This is a genomic window from Acidovorax sp. GW823-FHT01C06 (genome assembly GCF_058798375.1).
Map to the genome: position 1 here is coordinate 250,262 of NZ_JBXAKN010000004.1, position 17,292 is coordinate 267,553.

A 17,292-nucleotide genomic window follows, 5' to 3' on the forward strand; every position below is an offset into this window, starting at 1 on the left:
CGGTTTCCCGCACGAGGCCTTTACTGGGACCAAGCATGGGTTTTTTCAGCCGCCTGTTCAAGATCCGGGAGCAAGACCCTGCCAGCCCCGACACCACCTGGGCCATGGAAGACAACGGCAGCGAGCTGGTGCTGGACGCCGAATACGCCTCCATGCTGATGACCGAGATCGACATCGACGCGGCCATCGCCAGCCACGAGCGCTGGCGCCTGCAGCTGCAGGACATGGTCAATGGCCGCTCGCAGGAGGTCATGCGGCCCGACCGCATCTGCCAGGACGACCGCTGCGACCTGGGCCGCTGGCTCTACGGCACGGGGCGCGTGCGGTTGGGGCACTTTCCGGCGTTCGACATGCTGGTGGCGCGGCACAAGTACTTCCACCAGCAGGCGGCCGATGTCGTGACCCTGTTCCAGGCGGGGGAGCAGCAAAAGGCCGTGCAGCTGCTCAACGGAAGCTGCCGCCACGCATCCAACCAGGTGCTGCTGCTGCTCAAGGAGCTCAAGCGGGGCCTGGGGCGCTGAATCCCGGGGGCAGCCGCATGACTGGGCGCGGCACAGCGGCTGACCAATACCGTCGAATGCTATGTTTTGTGCAGCGTGATGTGATTGACCAGTAAGCGCCTGGAGCGTTTTTTTCACATTCCCGGCTGTTCTGGCACGGCAATGGCTGCGGCCATCAGCGCCGCCGCGCCCGCCGCCAGCATCGGCACACAGTTCTTACATCTGCAGACATCGCCAGGGGCCGGAAACGGCACTGGCGTGGCTATCCTTCGGCGCGCGCCCGCCACTGCTTGCGGTTGGTTGCGCAAAAAAACAATCAGACCAAGATCAATCAACTGACTGACGTCAGAGAGGGAACCCCGATGGACCGCCGTAAATTGTTGACGCTCGTGACCCTGGCTTCCGGCGTGAGCGCCGTATCGCCCGTGTGGGCGCAGTTCGACCTGGGCAAGATGCTGGACGCGGGCAAGGACCTGGCCAAGTCCGAAAGCCTGTCGGACGAGGAACTCAAGAGCACGTTCGACCAGATGTCCGCCGAGATGGACCGCCAGAACAAGGTGGCCCCGGCAGGCAACCCCTACGCGACCCGCCTCACCAAACTCACCTCGGGCCTGGGCACGCACGACGGCCTCAAGATGAATTTCAAGGTCTACCTCACGCCCGAGATCAACGCCTTCGCCATGGCCAACGGCACGATCCGCGTGTATTCGGGCCTCATGGACAAGTTCACCGACGACGAGGTGCGCTACGTGATCGGCCACGAGATCGGCCACGTCAAGGCAGGCCACACCAAGGCCCGCATCCAGACGGCCCTGCGCACCAGCGCGCTGCGCAACGCCGTGGCGTCGAGCAACGGCAAGGCCGGCGCCATCGCCAGCTCGCAGCTGGGTGACCTGTTCGAGAAGGTGGTACGCGCCCAGCACTCGCAAGGCAACGAGCGCGAGGCCGATGACTACGCCATGGGCTTCATGAAGGCCAAGCGCTACCAGCCCGCGGCCTGCGTGACGGCCCTGGAAAAGCTCGCCGCCATGTCGGGCGGGGATTCCACCAGCTTCCTGTCCACGCACCCTTCGCCCAAGGAGCGTGCCGACCGGCTCAAGACGCAGGTGGCCTGACCCTTTCATTGCCGCAGAAACCCTGGTGCGGCTATACCGCGCCTTCGGGCGCGGTATTTTTTTGCCTGTGGCACGCCGGCATTCCGGCGGGTGGCCGGGCGAAGCCGCAGCGGGGCGCCGTCTTGCGGGCGCCCGGGGGTCAGTAGCTGCGCCCGCCCTTGTACATCGCATGCTGGCGCCGGTTGAGCGTGGCCGCTTCCCCCAGCCGCCCCATGGCCGCACCGGCATGCGCGTGGGTGATGGCCATGCCCAGGCCGTCGGCCGCATCGGTGCCCGGCAGGCCGGGCAGGCACAGCAGGCGGCGCACCATCTCCTGCACCTGGCTCTTGGCCGCGCGGCCATGGCCGACCACGGCCTTCTTCATCTGCAGCGCGGTGTATTCGGCCACGGGCAGGTTGCTGGCCACCAGGGCCGTGATGCAGGCGCCGCGCGCCTGGCCCAGCAGCAGGGTGGACTGCGGATTGACGTTGACGAACACGATCTCGACCGAGGCCACATCGGGCTCGTAGCGCGCGGCCACTTCGGTGATGCCGTCGAACAGGATCTTCAGGCGCCCGGGCAGGTCACCCAGCGCCAGCGTGGTGGTGCGGATGGTGCCGCTGGCCACGTAGCTGAGCTGGTGGCCGTCCATGTCCACCACGCCGAAGCCGGTGGTCTGCAGGCCGGGGTCGATGCCGAGAATGCGCATTTGCTATTTATTTAATAGCTACCAGCGCTTGTTGGTAAAGCGCTGGCGGCCGATTTTATTGTCAGAGGCCGAAGTACCAGCGCACCGAATGGAAGAACACCGGCGCCGCGAAGCACAGGGCGTCCACCCGGTCGAGCAGGCCGCCCGCGCCGGTGACGGACATGCCCTGCATGCCCCAGCTCGTGATGCCACGGTCGCGCTTGAGCGCCTTCATCACCAGGTGCCCCAGGCTGCCCGCCACGCAGGCCAGCAGCGCCATGCCCAGCGCCTGCCCGGGCTTGAAGGGCGTGATGAAGGTGAGCAGCGTGCCCACCAGCCCGCCCACGCCCACGCCCGCCAGCCAGCTCGCCCACTGGAAGCTCTGGCTGACCTGCGGCGCCACGGGCTTGTGCGGAAAGCGCCGGCCCAGGAGATGCTGCACCACCATGCAGGTCTGCACCACGAAGACGAGGAAGAACACCAGGAAAGCGCCCTTGTCGCGGTAGCCCGGAAAGTCGAGCAGCAGCAGCGCGGGCACATGGCTCATGCCGTACACGCAGACCATGATGCCCCACTGCAGCTTGGCGTTGCGCTCCAGGAAGCGCTGCGGGTCGTTGGCCAGCGCGCTCACCACGGGCAGGGCCAGGAACACGTAGACGGGGATGAACACCGTGAACAGGTCGAAGTGCTTGCTGCCCACGATCCAGAACTGCAGCGGCAGCACCACGAAGAAGGCCAGCACCAGGCTGCGGTGGTCGCCCCGGCGCGTGGGCGAGAGCGTGATGAACTCGCGCAGCGCGAAAAAACCCACGATCGCGAAGAGCACGGTGGCCACGGTGTCGCCCAGCACCCAGCCCACCCAGAACACGGTGGCCATCATCCACGAGGTCTTGAGCAGGCCCCAGAAGCGCTTGGCCTCCAGCGCGCGCGCCTCGGATTCGGGATCGTCGCCCGCGTGCTCGCGCAGGTTGCGCACGAAGGCCCAGACGGTGACGATGGACAGGATGCCGAACACGACCAGGAACAGGGCCCCGATCTGCTGGGTGGCGGTGAGGTTGCGCAGGAAGTTGTTCATGTCCGTGCCGCCCCCGGGGGCGCGGCGATAGGCGAGGGCAGGGGCTTGGGGATCGTCATGGTCAGACTTCCCGCAGCGCGATCACGGCGCGGCGTGCGCGGTCCAGGAACGGACGGCGTTCTTCACCCGCTTCGAGCTGGACGGGTGCGCCAAAGGTCACGGAACACAGGATGGGCACGGGCACCACTTCGCCCTTGGGCATCACGCGCTGCACGTTGTTGATCCAGGCGGGCACCAGCACCACCTGCGGGAACATCTGCGCCAGCTTGAACAGGCCCGACTTGAACGGCTGCGGCTCGTCGCCATGGCCGCGCGTGCCCTCGGGGAAGATCACGATGGAGTCGCCGCTCTCCAGCGCGCGCACCAGCGGCGCCAGCGGGTCCGACTCGGGCAGCGCGGCGCGCAGCGCCTCGGGGCTGGGCGGGCGGGGCGGGGCTTCGGGCGAGGGGTCGGGGCCGCCGGCCATGGCGGTGTCGGCATCGGCCGGGGCCGCGGGCGCGCCCCCGGGCTCCGCCGCCACGGCCGCGGTCGGCCGCGCGGGCGTGGCCTGCCGGTCCACATAGACGGCGTTGAACACGGCCGTGGTGATCCATTGCCGCAAGGGCGTCTTGGTCCAGTAGTCCTTGGCCGCGATGGGGCGGGTGATGCTGCGCAGCTCCTCGGGCAGCGCGGCCCAGATCAGCACCATGTCGGCATGGCTCTGGTGGTTGGCGAAGTAGATACGCTGTTCGGCCTTGGGCGGGCAGCCATACCAGCGGGCCTGGGAGCCGGTGAGAAACCGCACGATCCCCAGCAGAAAAAGACTCATCAACTTGGCAAGCATGGCGGGGATGATACGTGGCGTGCGCCCTGCGCCCTGCGACCTGCGACCTGCGACCTGCGACCTGCGACCTGCGACCTGCGCCCTGGGCCCTGCGGCGTGCGCCGCCGTGGCGGACTGCGGGCGGGCGGCCACCCCCGCTGCACCTACACCCAGATGCGGTACGCCCAGAACGCTTCGTCGCCGTAGATGCCGTCATACAGTGCCTGCGGTGCGTAGCCGGTGACGCGCCGGGTGACGCGGCACAGGTGCGACTGGTCCGAGAAACCTGCGCCCGCCGCCACATCGGCCCATTTCACCGTGCCGTGGACAGCCTCGGCCGCGATGGTGTCGAAGAACGCCTGCTCGGCCTTGCCGAAGCCGCGCAGCTCGCGCAGCGGCAGCCCTGCCCAGCGCTTGATGCGGCGCTCCAGCTGGCGCAGGCTGCGGCCTGGGGCCGACACGGCGGCGCGTTGCGCGAGGTGCATGGCCCAGTCGCCATAGCGCTGCGCCTGCAGCGCTTGCGCGGGGCGGCAGGCTTGCCAGCGGGGCTCCAGAAATGCTTCCAGGCACGCCATGCGGGCCGCGTCGTCGGGCTGGTGCTGCACGGCTTCGCACATCGCGATCCAGTCGGGCGGCAGCACGGTTTGCGCGTCCACCATGCGGTCGGTCAGCGTCTCGGGCTCCAGGCCGATGAGCTGGTGCAGCGCATCGGGCATGAACATCACCATCATGGCGTGGGTGGGATGGGCGCAATAGCTGGTGCTGGGCCGAGTGTGCGGGCCCGTCAGCACCCAGCGACCGGGGTAGGCCTCGCGCGGGCTGTGCAGGCCGGGCATGGTGTCGGGGCGCTCGGGCACCAGGCATTCGCTGCGACCCTCAAACCACCAGCTCAGGCTGCACAGGGGCGTGGCCGGAAAGCGGTTGATGCGTTGCTCGTCACGGAGCGCGTAGCCCAGCGTGCTGCGCACCATGGCACCGCGCAGGCAGGCCGACAGGCTGGCGCGCGGCAGCCACAGCTGGCCCGAGGGGATCAGCCCCTGTGGATGCCGTGCGGAAGGTGGGACCAGGGTTGCCATGGGGCGCGAGTGTAGGCCAGGGGCGATGTCGAATTCGTTCAATACCCGGCGGCTGCTGCATTGCACCATGCACGGCATGAACACCACGACCACCACTCCCGCCGCGACCGCTCCGATACCCCCCGCCACCGCCCAGGCCGCACGGCCTGGCGGCCCTGCCCGCCGCTGGTGGGGGCTGCCCCTGCTGCGCGACATGCGCGCCGACTACCTGGGCTTTGTCGTGCGGCTGCAGCGCCGCCATGGCGACCTCACCCGCATGCGCCTGGTGCATGAGGATGCATGGGACCTCATGTCGCCCGAGCTGGTGCGCGAGGCGCTGGTCACCCATGCCGACCAGCTGATCCGCTGGGAGCGCGGCATTGCCGTGTTCGAGCAGGTGTTCGGCCAGAGCGTGCTGGTCACCGAGGGCGACACCTGGCAGCGCCAGCGCCGCATGCTGATGCCCGCGTTCAGCCCCAGGCGCGTGGCGGGCTACGCGCAACTGATGACCGATGCCGCCCGCAGCGCGCTCGATGCCGCCGTGCCCGCCGGCCAGGCCGAGGCGCTGGTGCCCATGGACACATTGTGGACCGGCGTGGCGATGGACGTGATCCTGCGCACGCTGTTCAGCGAGTCGGCAAAGGCCGATGCGCGCGACGCCGCCTGGGCCACGCAGACGCTGTCGGAGACGGCGTTCCGCGAAATGTTCATGCCCTTCACGCTGCCCGACTGGCTGCCCCTGCCCGGCAAGTCCGCCAAGCGGCGCGCGCTCAAGGCGCTCCGGGGGCTGGTGCAGCGCCACATCGATGCGCGCAGGCGGGAAGAGGGCGGCCCGGCGAGCGCTCCGCCGCGCACCGACCTGCTGCACATGCTGCTGGCGCTGCGCGACGAATCCACGGGCGAGCCGCTGTCGCCGCAGGAGGTCTTCGACCAGTGCATGGTCAGCTTCCAGGCCGGGCACGAAACCAGCGCCACCACGCTGCTGTGGTGGAGCCGCCTGATGGCCGAACACCCCGAGGCCGCGCAGCGCGCGCAGGCCGAGGTGGACAGCGTGCTGCCCCCGGGCCAGACGCCCGGCCCCGAGCACCTGGCCCGGCTGCCCTTTCTGGCCGCCACGCTCAAGGAGGCGCTGCGCCTGTACCCGCCGATTGCCGCGCTGATGACCCGGCGCACCACCGCGCCCATCACGCTGGGGGGCGTGGCCGTGCCCCAGGGCGCGATGCTGCGCATCACGCCCTGGGTGCTGCACCGGGATGAACGCTGGTTTGCCCAGGCCGACCGGTTCGTGCCCGAGCGTTTTCTGGACGATGCCCCGGCCATCCCCAAGGGTGCATGGATACCGTTCGGCGTGGGCCCCCGCGTGTGCATTGGCCAGCACTTCGCGATGCTGGAGATGACGCTGCTCGCGGCCATGCTGCTGCAGCGCTATCAGCTGCGGTTGCCGGGTGGGGGGCCCGCGTGCGCGCCAAGGCTGCACGTGACCTTGCGGCCTGACGGGCCGGTGATGGTGCGGCTGGCGCGGCGGTGCTAGGCGCGCCGCCCGGGCGGGTGCAGGGCCAGGTGCCCCCAGGCCCTGCGGTGGCGCAGGGCCCGCCCCGTCACGGCAGCTCCGCGCTGCCCATGCGCGCCAGAATCGTCCGCGACCGGCCCGCCAGATACGCGGACCCGGGTGTTTTCTCGAAGCGCTTGGGGGCCGGGAGCATCACCGCCAGGCGCGCGGCCTCGCCGGCGGTGAGTTTGCTGGCGCTCTTGCGAAAGTAGTGCTGCGCGGCCGCCTCGGCGCCGAACACGCCTTCGCCCCACTCCACGCTGTTGAGGTAGATCTCCAGGATGCGCTGCTTGGAGAGCAGTTGCTCCAGCAGCAGCGTCAGCACGAACTCCTGGCCCTTGCGCAGCAGCGTGCGCTCGCCCGAGAGCAGCAGGTTCTTGGCCAGTTGCTGCGTGATGGTCGAGCCGCCCCGGATCTTCGGGGCGCGCACGGGGCGGTCGGGGGCGCGGGCCTGCGCCTTGCTGGCCTGGGCCTCGGCCTTGGCGTTGCGCTCCCAGGCCTTCTCGATGGCCATCCAGTCCACGCCGTCGTGGCTCACGAAGCCATCGTCTTCCGACGCGATCACGGCGCGCTTGAGCGAGTCCGAGATGCTCGCGTAGGGCACCCATTGCTGGCGCCAGCGCACCTGGCCCGTGCTGGACAGCTGCGCCCAGGCCTCGGAGCGCTGGAAGCTGGTGGATTCCGGGTCGATGGCCACCATGGCCGCGATGCGGACCACGAAGAACAGCTGCAGCGCCACGAAGGCGAGCACCACCAGTCCCAGCCAGCGCAGCACGGCTTTCATCGCAGCGTGTCCTTGTTCCGTGGGTTCAGTCAGAGGGCGGATTGGAGTTCGGCCAGCACCTGCGCCGAGGGCGGGCGCACCCCGCGCCACAGCAGGAACGCTTCGGCGGCCTGCTCCACCAGCATGCCCAGGCCGTCGCGCGGCACGGCGCCGTGGCGCCGGGCCCAGTCCAGAAAACCCTGCGCTGCGGGGCCATACATCATGTCGTAGGCCAGGCAGCCCGGGCGCAGCACGTGGGCGGGCACCGGCACCTCGGCACCGGCAAGGCTGCTGGCCGTGGCATTGATGATGACATCAAAATTGGCATCTAGCGCTTGTGGGATAAGCGCTAGCAGCTCCGATTTTTGTAGCGATGCGAGCGCGCTGTGCGATTGCACCAGGGCCTGTGCCTTGGCCAGCGTGCGGTTGGCCACGGTGATGTGGCGCGCACCGGCCCGCAGCAGCGGGCCCAGCACGCCCGCAGCGGCGCCACCGGCGCCCACCAGCAGCACATCGCGCCCCGCCAGCGAGATGCCCGCGTTGCGCGTGATGTCGGCCACCAGGCCCAGGCCGTCGGTGTTGTCGGCATAGATGCCGCCATCGGCGCGGAAGGTCAGGGTGTTGGCCGCACCGGCCAGTTGCACGCGTTCGCTGCATTCGGTGGCGAGACCGGGCGCCTCGGTCTTGAAAGGCACGGTGACATTGCAGCCGCGCCCGCCCTGGGCCGCGAAGTCGCGCACGCCCTGCGCAAAACCATCCATGGGCACCAGGCGGCGCTCGTAGGCGATGTGCTCGCCCGTCAGTTCGGCGAAGCGGGCGTGGATGGCGGGCGAGCGGCTGTGCGCCACCGGGTTGCCCATCACGCAGTACAGGTCGGGGGCGAGAGGCGAAGGTGTCATGGGAACAACAAGGGCTGCATGCAGGGAGCGGGGTCAGGCCGGGGCTGCCGCGGAACGGGCTTTGCCAGGCGGCTGGCGGCGTCGCCCTGGGGGGAAGACGCCGCAGGCGACTCAGGGGGGTTACCGAACACTGGTTTCCAGGGTTTGGTCCCGCGTGAACTTGAAGCGCGCCACCATGGCGATCTGGTCGGCCTTCTTGCGCATGTCGGTGCCAAAGGCGCCAAAGGGCCCTGCGGCGCGGGCAATGGCCTCGGCGCGCCGGTCGAGTGTGGTGTTGCCCGAGCCTTGCACCACCTCGGTCTCCAGCACGCGGCCGTCGTGGTTGACGGTGACGATCATCGTGAGCTCGCCGTACAGCTTGCGCCCGCCCTGTTCGGGGAAGTTCTCGGTGCCCTTGTCTTCCACCTTGCGGCGCAGCGTGTCGTAATAGGCGGCGTAGGCTTCCTCGCGCGTGGCGGGGCTGATGTAGCGCTTCTTGGGGCGCGAGTTTTCTTCGTTGATGCGCTTTTCGATCTCGGCCAGCAGCTTGACGAGCTGGCGCCGCTTTTCCTGCTCGTTGGCCTGCTCGGCGCTCTGGCTGGGCTTGCGCGGGTCGGGCTCGGGCAGGGTGGCCAGCTGCTTGCGCAGCTGGGCCAGCAGCTGCGCCTGCTGCTCCTGCATCGCATCCATCTTGCGCTGCGCTTCCTCGAAATCGTCGCCAATGGCCGTGAGCGCCGAATACGGCAGGGGGCTGGTGGCGCGGCCCTTGTCGGCATCGCCGCCGCCCGCCAGGTTGGTCTGGGCGATGGCCTGGGCCTTGTCGGGGCGCTCGTTGGACTTGGCGTTGACCAGGATGACTTCGAGCGGCGTGTCCTGGAACACGCGGTTGAAGCCCTCGGGGTCGATGAAGCGCACCGAGATCAGCGCGGCGTGCACGGCGATGGACACGCCCAGCGCCAGCTGCAGCGTGCTGAAGGTGCGAAGGAAGGCGGGCAGTTTCATTTCAGGGATGCCCCCGAATCCAACGCGGCCCCCTCGGGGGGCCGCGGCCAGACGGGGCTGGGGAGCGTGGGGGCCATGTTCACGGGGTGGGATTATCAGCGGTGGCGGGTTCGGCCTCGTTCACATCCACGGCGATGGCGATGGGCCCCGCCACGGTGTCGTCTTCTTCCTCGGCGTCCTCCACCGGGCCGTCGTCGCTGCTATCGGCCGGGTCGTCCAGGCGCTCGATCACGGTGCCGTGGATGTCCAGGGTGATCTCGTCCACCTCGCCCAGCTTCACCAGGAGGCGCGCGCCGCGCGGCAGGTTCTGCGCGCCCAGCACCGGGAAGACCAGCGGAATGTCGTCCGCCCGCACCAAAAAGCTGCCGCCCGGGCCTTCCTTGAAGACGGTGGCGTTCAGCTCGGTGATGCCGTGCTGCTCCACATACTTGAGCGTCCAGAAGCGTTCCATGCCGGCCTGGTAGCCGTTGTAGGCGCTGTAGGCGCCGTCGAAGCTGCTGATGATGGAGAACAGGTCGGCGTCCTTGGGCTTGAAGGGCGCGGCCAGCGCGGCGGTCTTGCCGTGGCGGGCGCAGGCAATGATCTGCCACTGGTTGACCAGGTCGGTGTAGCGGCGCAGGGGCGATGTGGCCCATGAATACGCCTTCACGCCGATGCCCGCATGCGGCAGCGCCTTGGTGCCCATGCGCACCTTCACGCCCGGCGCCATGCTGGCCTGGCTGCGGTAGATGCCGGGCACGCCCAGCTCGGCCATCCAGCTGCCCCAGGTGCTGTTGGCCACGATCATGGCCTCGGCCACGATGAGGTCGAGCGGCGCGCCGCGCTGGCGCACGCTGATCTGCACTTGTTCATCACCCGTGGGCTCGGCGCCGTTGTTGCCGACCAGGCGGAAGTTGTAGTCCGGCCGGTTGAAGTTCTCGGGCTTGCCGCGCACGACTTCGCGGCGGGCCTTGAGGTCCTTGGCCAGGCGGTGCAAAAATGATAGCTGGGGGCGCAGGTCGGACAAGCGCTGGGGGTCGTTTTGATGCTCGAACGCCGGGTTGGACAGCCATTCTTCGGTCACCACCGCATCGAGCTGGTCGTGGCGCAGGTTGGCCACCACGTGCACGCGCTCGAGCTTTGTCTCGGAGCTCTTGAACTCCAGCGTGGCCTCGTCGATGGTCACGTACAGCGACACGGCCGGGTTGGCGCGGCCCTCGTCCAGCGTGTAGGTCTGCACCACGTCGTCGGGCAGCATGGTGATCTTGTAGCCCGGCATGTACACCGTGGACAGGCGCGCGCGGCCGAGCTGGTCGATGGCGCTGCCCGGCTGGATCGCCAGGCCGGGCGCCGCGATGTGGATGCCCAGTACCACGGTGCCCGTGCCCAGGCCCTGCACCGACAGCGCATCGTCGATTTCGGTGGTCTGCGAATCGTCGATGGAATACGCCTGCGCGGGCGACTGCGGCAGCTCGTCCGCAATGGCGGGCGCCGTGACGGCTGGAAAGCCCGTGCCCTTGGGGAAGTTCTCGAACAAGAAGCGCTTCCAGTGGAACTGGTAGGCCGAGTCGATGGCGCCGGCCTTTTGCAGCAGGTCGAGCGGCGCGGTGTGCGTGGCGCGGCTGGCGTCCACCACGGCCTTGTATTCGGGCGCGTTCTTGTCGGGCTTGAACAATATCTTGTAGAGCTGGTCGCGGATCGGCTGCGGGCATTCGCCGCGTCCGAGCGCTGCGGCCCATTCGTCGATCTGCGCGAGGACGGCCTTTTTCTTCTCGATGGCCGCCAGCGCCTGCTGCAGGATCTCGGCCGATGCCTTCTTGAACCGGCCCTTGCCCGCGCGGCGGAAATAGTGGGGCGCGTCGTACAGGCGGAACAGCGCACCGGCCTGCTGGACCAGGGTGGCGTTCTCGGAGAAGTAGTCGCGCGCCAGGTCGGCAAAGCCGAATTCGTCTTCGGGCGCGAACTCCCAGGCCAGGTCCAGCTCGATGGTCTCGGCCACGGCCTGGGCCTGGGCGACCAGCTCGGCGGGAGCAGGTTTCTCGAATTTCAGGAGGAGGTTGGCGGCCTTGACCTTGACCCGTTTGCCCGAGTCGAGCTCGACCTGGGCGGAGGTGTCGGCTTCGGACAGGATACGGCCGGCCATGAACTTGCCGGCTTCTTCAAACAATGCATGCATGGCCGGCATTCTCCCATGGGCGCCGGGCGCCGATTGTCAGATCTCCAGGACCAGTCCGGGAGCGAACGCCTTGTTTTCCACCACGCCCTGGGGCGCGTAGCCCCGTGGATTGGCGACGACGCGCGTGGCGCCGATGGTGTAGTCGAAGCTGTCGTGCACGTGGCCGTGCAGCCACAGGCGGGGTTGCCAGCGCAGGATGCGCTCCTCCAGGTCGGAGACGAAGCAGGCATTGAGCGGCGAGCCGGCGAACTGGCTGGCAATGCTGCCGCGCGCCGGCGCGAAGTGCGTGACGACCACGCTGGGACCGTCAAACGGCTCGGCAAAACGCTCTTCCAGCCAGGCGACGGACTGGTCGAAGAGCATCTGCGACACCGCGGGGGTGAACGGCTGGGGAAATTCGGGCGCCACGCGGATGCGGGTGAAGTCGCGCACCAGCTCCACGGCCTTGGCCAGGGTCTCGTCGCGTTGCTGCGCCGAGTCAAAAAGCCGGTAGTCCGACCACAGCGTGCACCCCAGGAAACGCACGCCGCCGTGGCGCCACTCGCCACGTTCGAGCACCCGCACGCCGCTGCCCTCGGCATGCGCGCGCAGCTGCGCCATGGTGGTCACGAGGTCCGAGCCGTAGAACTCGTGGTTGCCCGCCACGAAGACCGTGGGCAGTCCCAGCTGCCGTGCCCACGCCATGGCCTGCGCGGGCCGCTGCAGGTCTCCGGCCAGCACCACCACGTCGGCGTCGGGCACGGCAAGGGCCAGGGGCTGCACGGACAGGTGCAGGTCGGAAAGCAGGGCGATTCTCATGGGGTGTGCGAGGAAGTTGCCTGGTGGAGATGTTACCGGCGGCCCGGGAGCTCCCGCCAGGCGGGAGGACGGCAGGGCAGGTGCGGGCATGCGGCGGCGCGCGGGGTGCGGGGTGCGGGGTGCGAAACCAGCCCCTATGATCCAGGGTCCTTCATGATGGCACGGTTCTATCGACATGCTTTTTGATGCCATTGCCGCACCGCTGGCGTTGCTCGCAGTGGTCTTGCCGTTCCTCTTCGCCTTCACCGACTCCCCGATCTCCAATTTCTGGCCCGTGCTGGTGTCGTGGGTGTGCGTGGCAGTGCTCCTGCTGCTGGGGGCCTGGTCGGTGCACGCGGAGGCACCCCGGCGCGGAGGGCGCGCCTGGTGGGGAATGCTGCTGGCGGGCGGGCTGGGCGCGGCCGCGGTCGTGGCCAGCGCCATCGGACTTGTCCAGTACGTGGCGGGCGATGTGGGCCTGGGCCCCTGGATCCACGCCTCCGTGCCCGGGCAGGCCGTGGGCAATCTGCGCCAGCGCAACCAGCAGGCGACCTTGCTCAGCCTGGGCACATGGGCCTGGCTGTGGTGGGCGCTGCATGCCCGGCCGTCCCACGCAGGGGAACGCGGCGGGGAAGCGCCGGGCCCGGGGCGGTGGCCGCCATCCACCGCGCTCGCGAACGTGCTTGCCGTGGCAGCGCTGGCGGGGATCGCCGTGGGCGAGGCCGCCACGGCGTCGCGGACAGTCGCCGTGCAGTGGCTGCTCATCCTGGGGCTGCTGGTGCTGTGGCGGGGGCCCGGCAGGGGCAGCGCGCTGCGCATGGGCGCGGTCGGGCTTTCGATTTTTCTCGCGGCCGCATGGCTGCTGCCCGAACTGCTCTGGCAGTTCCAGGGCGTCCGTGCAGATGCGCTGTTCCATCGCTTCACCGATGGCGCGCACGCGTGCGCCAGCCGCCGGGTGCTGTGGTCCAACATGTTCACCCTGATCGCGCAAAAGCCCTGGCTGGGCTGGGGCTGGGGGGAACTGGACTATGCGCACTACATCACGCTGTTCCCCGGCGAGCGCTTTTGCGTGCTGCTGGACAACGCGCACAACCTGCCCCTGCACCTGGCCGTGGAGCTGGGCCTGCCGGCGGCCCTGGCGCTGTGCGGGGCGTTCGTGGCCTGGTGCGTGCACGCCCGGCCGTGGCGCGAGACCGATCCCGCGCGCCAGCTGGCCTGGGGTGCCCTGGCGATCATCGGGCTGCACAGCATGCTGGAGTACCCGCTGTGGTACGGGCCTTTTCAGCTGGTGGCCCTGCTGTCGGTGGCGCTGCTGGCCTGGCCGCGGCGGGCGGCGGGCGGCACCGCGCCGGGGGCGGGGCTTGCGGGGCTGGTGGGGGCCGTGGCGGTCCTCGCCGTGTGCGGCGTTGCCGCCTGGGACTACCACCGCGTGAGCCAGTTCTACAAGCCCAGCGCGCAAAGGGCCCCGGCGTACCGGGATGACCTGCCGGGCCGGGTGTCCTCTTCCGTGATGTTTGCGAGCCAGCTGGACTTCGCGCGCCTCACCACGATGGCGCTCTCGCGGGACAACGCGCAGCAGATGAATGCCCTGGCCCACGAGCTGCTCCATTACTCTCCCGAGCCCCGCGTCATCGAGGCACTGATCGAAAGCGCCGTGATGCTGGGCAAGGACGATGAAGCCGCGTTCCACATGAAGCGCTACCGCATCGCCTACCCGGACGACCATGCCCGCTGGATGGGGGCGGGTGGCGCCGGGGCGTCCCGCGCCCGCTGAGCACAGGCGCCCGCGTGGCGCTGGTGGTCAGGCCAGGCGCAGGAACTGCGCCACCTGGGGCAGGTGGTCGCTGAAATTGGCGAGGGCGTGTTCGCCCCCCTCCTGCACGATCCGCCGCGCATGCGGGTAGCGCGCCGCCATTTCCCGCCAGTCCAGCACTTCGTCGCCCTTGGCGATGATGGCCATCTCCGGGGCGGCGGGGGGCTGGTCCGAAGTGTCCAGCGCCCGCAGCTCGCCGATGTACTCCGGCTGGAAGTAGAACCGCTGTGCCGGGTCGTGCCAGGAGGTCTGCTCGCCGATGTGGCGCTCCAGGTCGCGCGCCGGGTGGACGGCGGGGTTGAGCATCACGCTGGGGCAGCCCTTGTGGTGCGCCACCCAGCTGGCATAGAAACCGCCGAGCGACGAGCCGACCACCGCCATGGCCGCGCCGGGCCAGTGGGCGATGCCCTGCGCCACCAGCGCCATCGCCGCCCGGGGCGACGGCGGCAGCTGGGGGCACCAGAAGGTGACGCCCGGATGGTGCAGCGCCACGTACGCCGCCATCTGCCGGGCCTTGGCGGACTGGGGAGAGGAGCGAAAGCCGTGCAGGTACAGGAGGTGGGTGGTGGTCATGGAGGGGGAAAACGACAAGGCAGGGGAATCACTGCTGCAAAGGGCGGTGGCCCAGACATAAGATGCGTGGCATGGGCGCCACACGGTGGAGCCCGCAGCCTTGATCCCCACCATGACTGATTTTGCCCCGCTTTCCACCGCCAAACGCTGGGCCCTGGGATCCGCCGAGAAGCCGCCCGCTTCATTGGGGCGGTTCGAGCTGAAAAGGCTTCTGGGCCGGGGCGCCCAGGCCACGGTGTGGCTGGCGCTGGACCCGCGCCTGCAGCGCGAGGTGGCCATCAAGCTCATGCGCCCCGTGCAGGACCAGGACCCGTCGGTGCTCGAACACTGGCTGCGCGAGGCCCGGCACGTGGGGCGCCTCGCGCACCCCTTCATCGTGCCGGTGTTCGAGGCGGACGTGCAGGGCCGCCAGCCCTACATCGTCTTCGAGTACGTGCCGGGCAGGACACTGGCCGAACACCTGGCGCAGCAGGGGCGCTGCACGCCCCACGATGCCGTGGCCCTGATGGTGGACGTGCTCGACGGCCTGCAGGCTGCGCACCAGGCGGGCATCGTGCACCGCGACCTCAAGCCGTCCAACATCATGATCGACGCCCAGCGCCACGCCCGGGTCATGGACTTCGGCATGGCGGCGCCCATGCAGGCCACGCCGGATGCCCAGATGGCCAGCGGCACCCCGGCCTACCTGGCGCCCGAGGCCGCGGCGGGCGCGGCGCCCGCGCCCGCCATGGATGTGTATTCCGCGGCGCTGGTGCTGGTGGAAATGCTCACCGGCCATCCGCTGGTCCACCAGAAGGACACCTGGCAGGCGCTGTACCACATCGCCAATGAAGCCCTGCAGCTGCCGCAGGACCTGGGCCCGGGCGTGGACGACGGGCTGCGGGCCATCCTGCAGCGCGCCATGGCCCGCGAGCCGGGCGGGCGCTACGCCTCGGCGGCGGAGTTTCGCGATGCCCTGCGCGCCTGGGCCGCGCCCGCGAGCGCGCCCACGGCGGCCAGCAACGCCACGCTCGACTTCCTGCTGCGGCGCATGCGCCACAAGAGCGATTTCCCGGCGCTCTCCGATTCGGTGGCGCGCATCCAGCGCGTCGCCAACTCCGAGGACGACAGCATCAGCGACCTCACGCACGAGATACTGAAGGATGTGGCGCTCACCAACAAGCTGCTGCGCCTGGTCAACAGCGTGCACTACGCCCATGCGGGGCGCGGCACGATCAGCACCGTGTCGCGCGCGGTGAGCCTGGTGGGTTTCAACGCCGTGCGTAACATGGCGCTCAGCCTGGTGCTGCTGGACCACATGCAGGACAAGGCCCATGCGAGCCAGATGCGCGAGGAGTTCCTGCGCGCCATGATGGCCGGCTCGGTGGCGGCCGAACTGTGCGCATCGGCCCAGGCGGCCGAGGAGGCTTTCATCGGGGCCATGTTCCAGAACCTGGGGCGCATGCTGTGCGAGTTCTATTTTCCGGAAGAGGCGCGGCAGGTGCGCAGCCTGCTGGCGTCGGGCCGCGTGGAAGGCGGCGAAGAAGCCGCCGCGCTGCAGGTGCTGGGCCTGGGGTTCGAGGACCTGGGCGTGGGCGTGGCCCGCGTCTGGGGGCTGCCCGAGAGCCTGCAGCGCTGCATGCGAAAGCCCCTGGGCTCGCCGATGCAGCGCGCCCCGGAGCAGGGGGTGGAGCGCCTGCGGTGGGTGGCCATGGCGGCCAACGAGGTGGCCAGCACGCTGCTGCTGAGCGAGCCGGCCGCGCTGGAAGGGCGCCTTGGCCAGATCGGCACGCGCTATTCGCGCACGCTGGCGTTGTCCGCCGACGCGATCTCCGATGCCACTCTGCGTGCCCGCCACAAGCTGGTGGCGCTGGCCGAGGCGCTGGACCTGCGCGTGGAACCGGGCACGCCCGCCGCGCGGCTGCTGAAGCTGCCGCCCCCGACGGGCGCCGCCATGCCGCAGGACGACCCCCTGGGCTCGCACGAGCTGCGGGCCAGCGAAACCCAGCCGCTGCCCGCGGTGCTCGAGTCCCAGGCCGGCGGCGCGGTGTCGGTGGCGCAGGTCAACGAGGTGCTGGCCGCGGGCATCCAGGATGTCACCAACGCCATGGTCGAGAGCTTTCAGCTCAACGACGTGCTGCGCATGATCCTGGAGACCATGTTTCGCGCGCTGGGGTTCCGGCGCATGGTGTTTTGCCTGCGCGAGGCGCGCACCGACCTGCTGACCGGCCGCTTCGGCCTGGGCGAAGGCAGCGAGGCCGCCGTGCGCGCCATGAAAGTGCCGCTCAAGGCCCAGGGAGATCTGTTCGCCGCTGTCTGCCTGCGCGGCGCCGACACGCTCATCAACGACGCGACCGAGCCCAGGATGCAGTCCCGCTTGCCCGAGTGGTACCGCACGGGGCTCAACGCACCCTCGTTCCTGCTGCTTCCGCTGCAGATCAAGGGCCAGACCTTCGCGCTCATCTACGCCGACCAGTCCATGGCCGGGGGCATCGTCGTGGACGACAAGGCCCTCGGGCTGCTGCGCACCCTGCGCAACCAGGCGGTGATGGCCTTTCGCCAGGCGGGGTGAACGCCGCCTGGTGCGGG

15 protein-coding genes are annotated in these 17,292 nt (G+C 69.5%); 5 read left to right on the forward strand and 10 right to left on the reverse strand.

Annotated elements, in window-relative coordinates; genetic code table 11:
- The first annotated feature begins 35 nt into the window (after window positions 1-35).
- Together AC1RCS_RS11615 and AC1RCS_RS11620 are read left to right on the forward strand one after the other, a co-directional pair.
- Window positions 36-521 carry a CZB domain-containing protein gene (locus AC1RCS_RS11615; protein ID WP_218296091.1) on the forward strand — a complete coding sequence of 162 codons (486 nt, stop codon included), beginning with the start codon at window positions 36-38 and terminating at the stop codon, window positions 519-521.
- A 341-nt stretch (window positions 522-862) separates the two neighbouring features.
- Entirely contained in the window at window positions 863-1,615 is a 753-nt protein-coding gene (locus AC1RCS_RS11620) for a M48 family metallopeptidase (RefSeq protein WP_218296090.1), read from the forward strand.
- Between the two features lie 139 nt (window positions 1,616-1,754).
- Here the strand turns inward: AC1RCS_RS11620 and ruvC are convergent, their stop codons facing one another.
- The 4 genes from ruvC to AC1RCS_RS11640 form a co-directional block, all read right to left on the reverse strand.
- Window positions 1,755-2,303 (reverse strand): crossover junction endodeoxyribonuclease RuvC, encoded by a 549-nt coding sequence (ruvC, locus tag AC1RCS_RS11625; RefSeq protein WP_218339705.1) that lies wholly within the window; start codon window positions 2,301-2,303, stop codon window positions 1,755-1,757.
- A gap of 61 nt (window positions 2,304-2,364) precedes the next feature.
- Window positions 2,365-3,357, reverse strand: a complete 993-nt coding sequence (locus tag AC1RCS_RS11630; protein WP_218296088.1) for a phosphatidate cytidylyltransferase — start codon at window positions 3,355-3,357, stop codon at window positions 2,365-2,367.
- Window positions 3,358-3,418: 61 nt separating this feature from the next.
- Complete coding sequence (locus tag AC1RCS_RS11635) at window positions 3,419-4,180, reverse strand: lysophospholipid acyltransferase family protein (RefSeq protein WP_218339704.1); 762 nt, start codon at window positions 4,178-4,180, stop codon at window positions 3,419-3,421.
- Window positions 4,181-4,323: 143 nt separating this feature from the next.
- A complete protein-coding gene (locus AC1RCS_RS11640; RefSeq protein ID WP_255594768.1) occupies window positions 4,324-5,235 on the reverse strand; it encodes a helix-turn-helix domain-containing protein in 912 nt (303 codons plus the stop codon).
- A gap of 76 nt (window positions 5,236-5,311) precedes the next feature.
- On the opposite strand from AC1RCS_RS11640, the gene AC1RCS_RS11645 reads away from it, so the two are divergent.
- Complete coding sequence (locus AC1RCS_RS11645; protein ID WP_492244575.1) at window positions 5,312-6,745, forward strand: cytochrome P450; 1,434 nt, start codon at window positions 5,312-5,314, stop codon at window positions 6,743-6,745.
- Window positions 6,746-6,812: 67 nt separating this feature from the next.
- Here the strand turns inward: AC1RCS_RS11645 and mtgA are convergent, their stop codons facing one another.
- The 5 genes from mtgA to AC1RCS_RS11670 all read right to left on the reverse strand — a co-directional run bounded on the left by mtgA (window position 6,813) and on the right by AC1RCS_RS11670 (window position 12,359).
- Window positions 6,813-7,547, reverse strand: coding sequence for a monofunctional biosynthetic peptidoglycan transglycosylase (mtgA, locus tag AC1RCS_RS11650; protein ID WP_492244574.1), 735 nt, complete (start codon window positions 7,545-7,547; stop codon window positions 6,813-6,815).
- 29 nt (window positions 7,548-7,576) lie between these two features.
- On the reverse strand, window positions 7,577-8,425 hold the full coding sequence (gene aroE, locus AC1RCS_RS11655; protein ID WP_492244573.1) for a shikimate dehydrogenase: 849 nt from the start codon (window positions 8,423-8,425) through the stop codon (window positions 7,577-7,579).
- A 120-nt stretch (window positions 8,426-8,545) separates the two neighbouring features.
- Window positions 8,546-9,406: a TonB family protein gene (locus AC1RCS_RS11660; protein ID WP_218296082.1), complete on the reverse strand. Its 861-nt coding sequence runs from the start codon at window positions 9,404-9,406 to the stop codon at window positions 8,546-8,548.
- Between the two features lie 79 nt (window positions 9,407-9,485).
- The gene (locus AC1RCS_RS11665; protein ID WP_492244572.1) at window positions 9,486-11,561 is read right to left on the reverse strand and encodes a ribonuclease catalytic domain-containing protein; all 2,076 of its coding nucleotides are present in this window, start codon (window positions 11,559-11,561) and stop codon (window positions 9,486-9,488) included.
- 36 nt (window positions 11,562-11,597) lie between these two features.
- Entirely contained in the window at window positions 11,598-12,359 is a 762-nt protein-coding gene (locus AC1RCS_RS11670) for a metallophosphoesterase (RefSeq protein ID WP_492244571.1), read from the reverse strand.
- 175 nt (window positions 12,360-12,534) lie between these two features.
- On the opposite strand from AC1RCS_RS11670, the gene AC1RCS_RS11675 reads away from it, so the two are divergent.
- Window positions 12,535-14,112, forward strand: coding sequence for a Wzy polymerase domain-containing protein (locus tag AC1RCS_RS11675; protein WP_492244570.1), 1,578 nt, complete (start codon window positions 12,535-12,537; stop codon window positions 14,110-14,112).
- A 27-nt stretch (window positions 14,113-14,139) separates the two neighbouring features.
- On the opposite strand, the gene AC1RCS_RS11680 is transcribed toward AC1RCS_RS11675, so the two are convergent.
- Window positions 14,140-14,724, reverse strand: coding sequence for a YqiA/YcfP family alpha/beta fold hydrolase (locus AC1RCS_RS11680; protein ID WP_218339699.1), 585 nt, complete (start codon window positions 14,722-14,724; stop codon window positions 14,140-14,142).
- Between the two features lie 112 nt (window positions 14,725-14,836).
- Between AC1RCS_RS11680 and AC1RCS_RS11685 the strand changes: the two genes are divergently transcribed.
- Window positions 14,837-17,275, forward strand: a complete 2,439-nt coding sequence (locus tag AC1RCS_RS11685) for a protein kinase domain-containing protein (RefSeq protein WP_492244569.1) — start codon at window positions 14,837-14,839, stop codon at window positions 17,273-17,275.
- Window positions 17,276-17,292 lie beyond the last annotated feature (17 nt).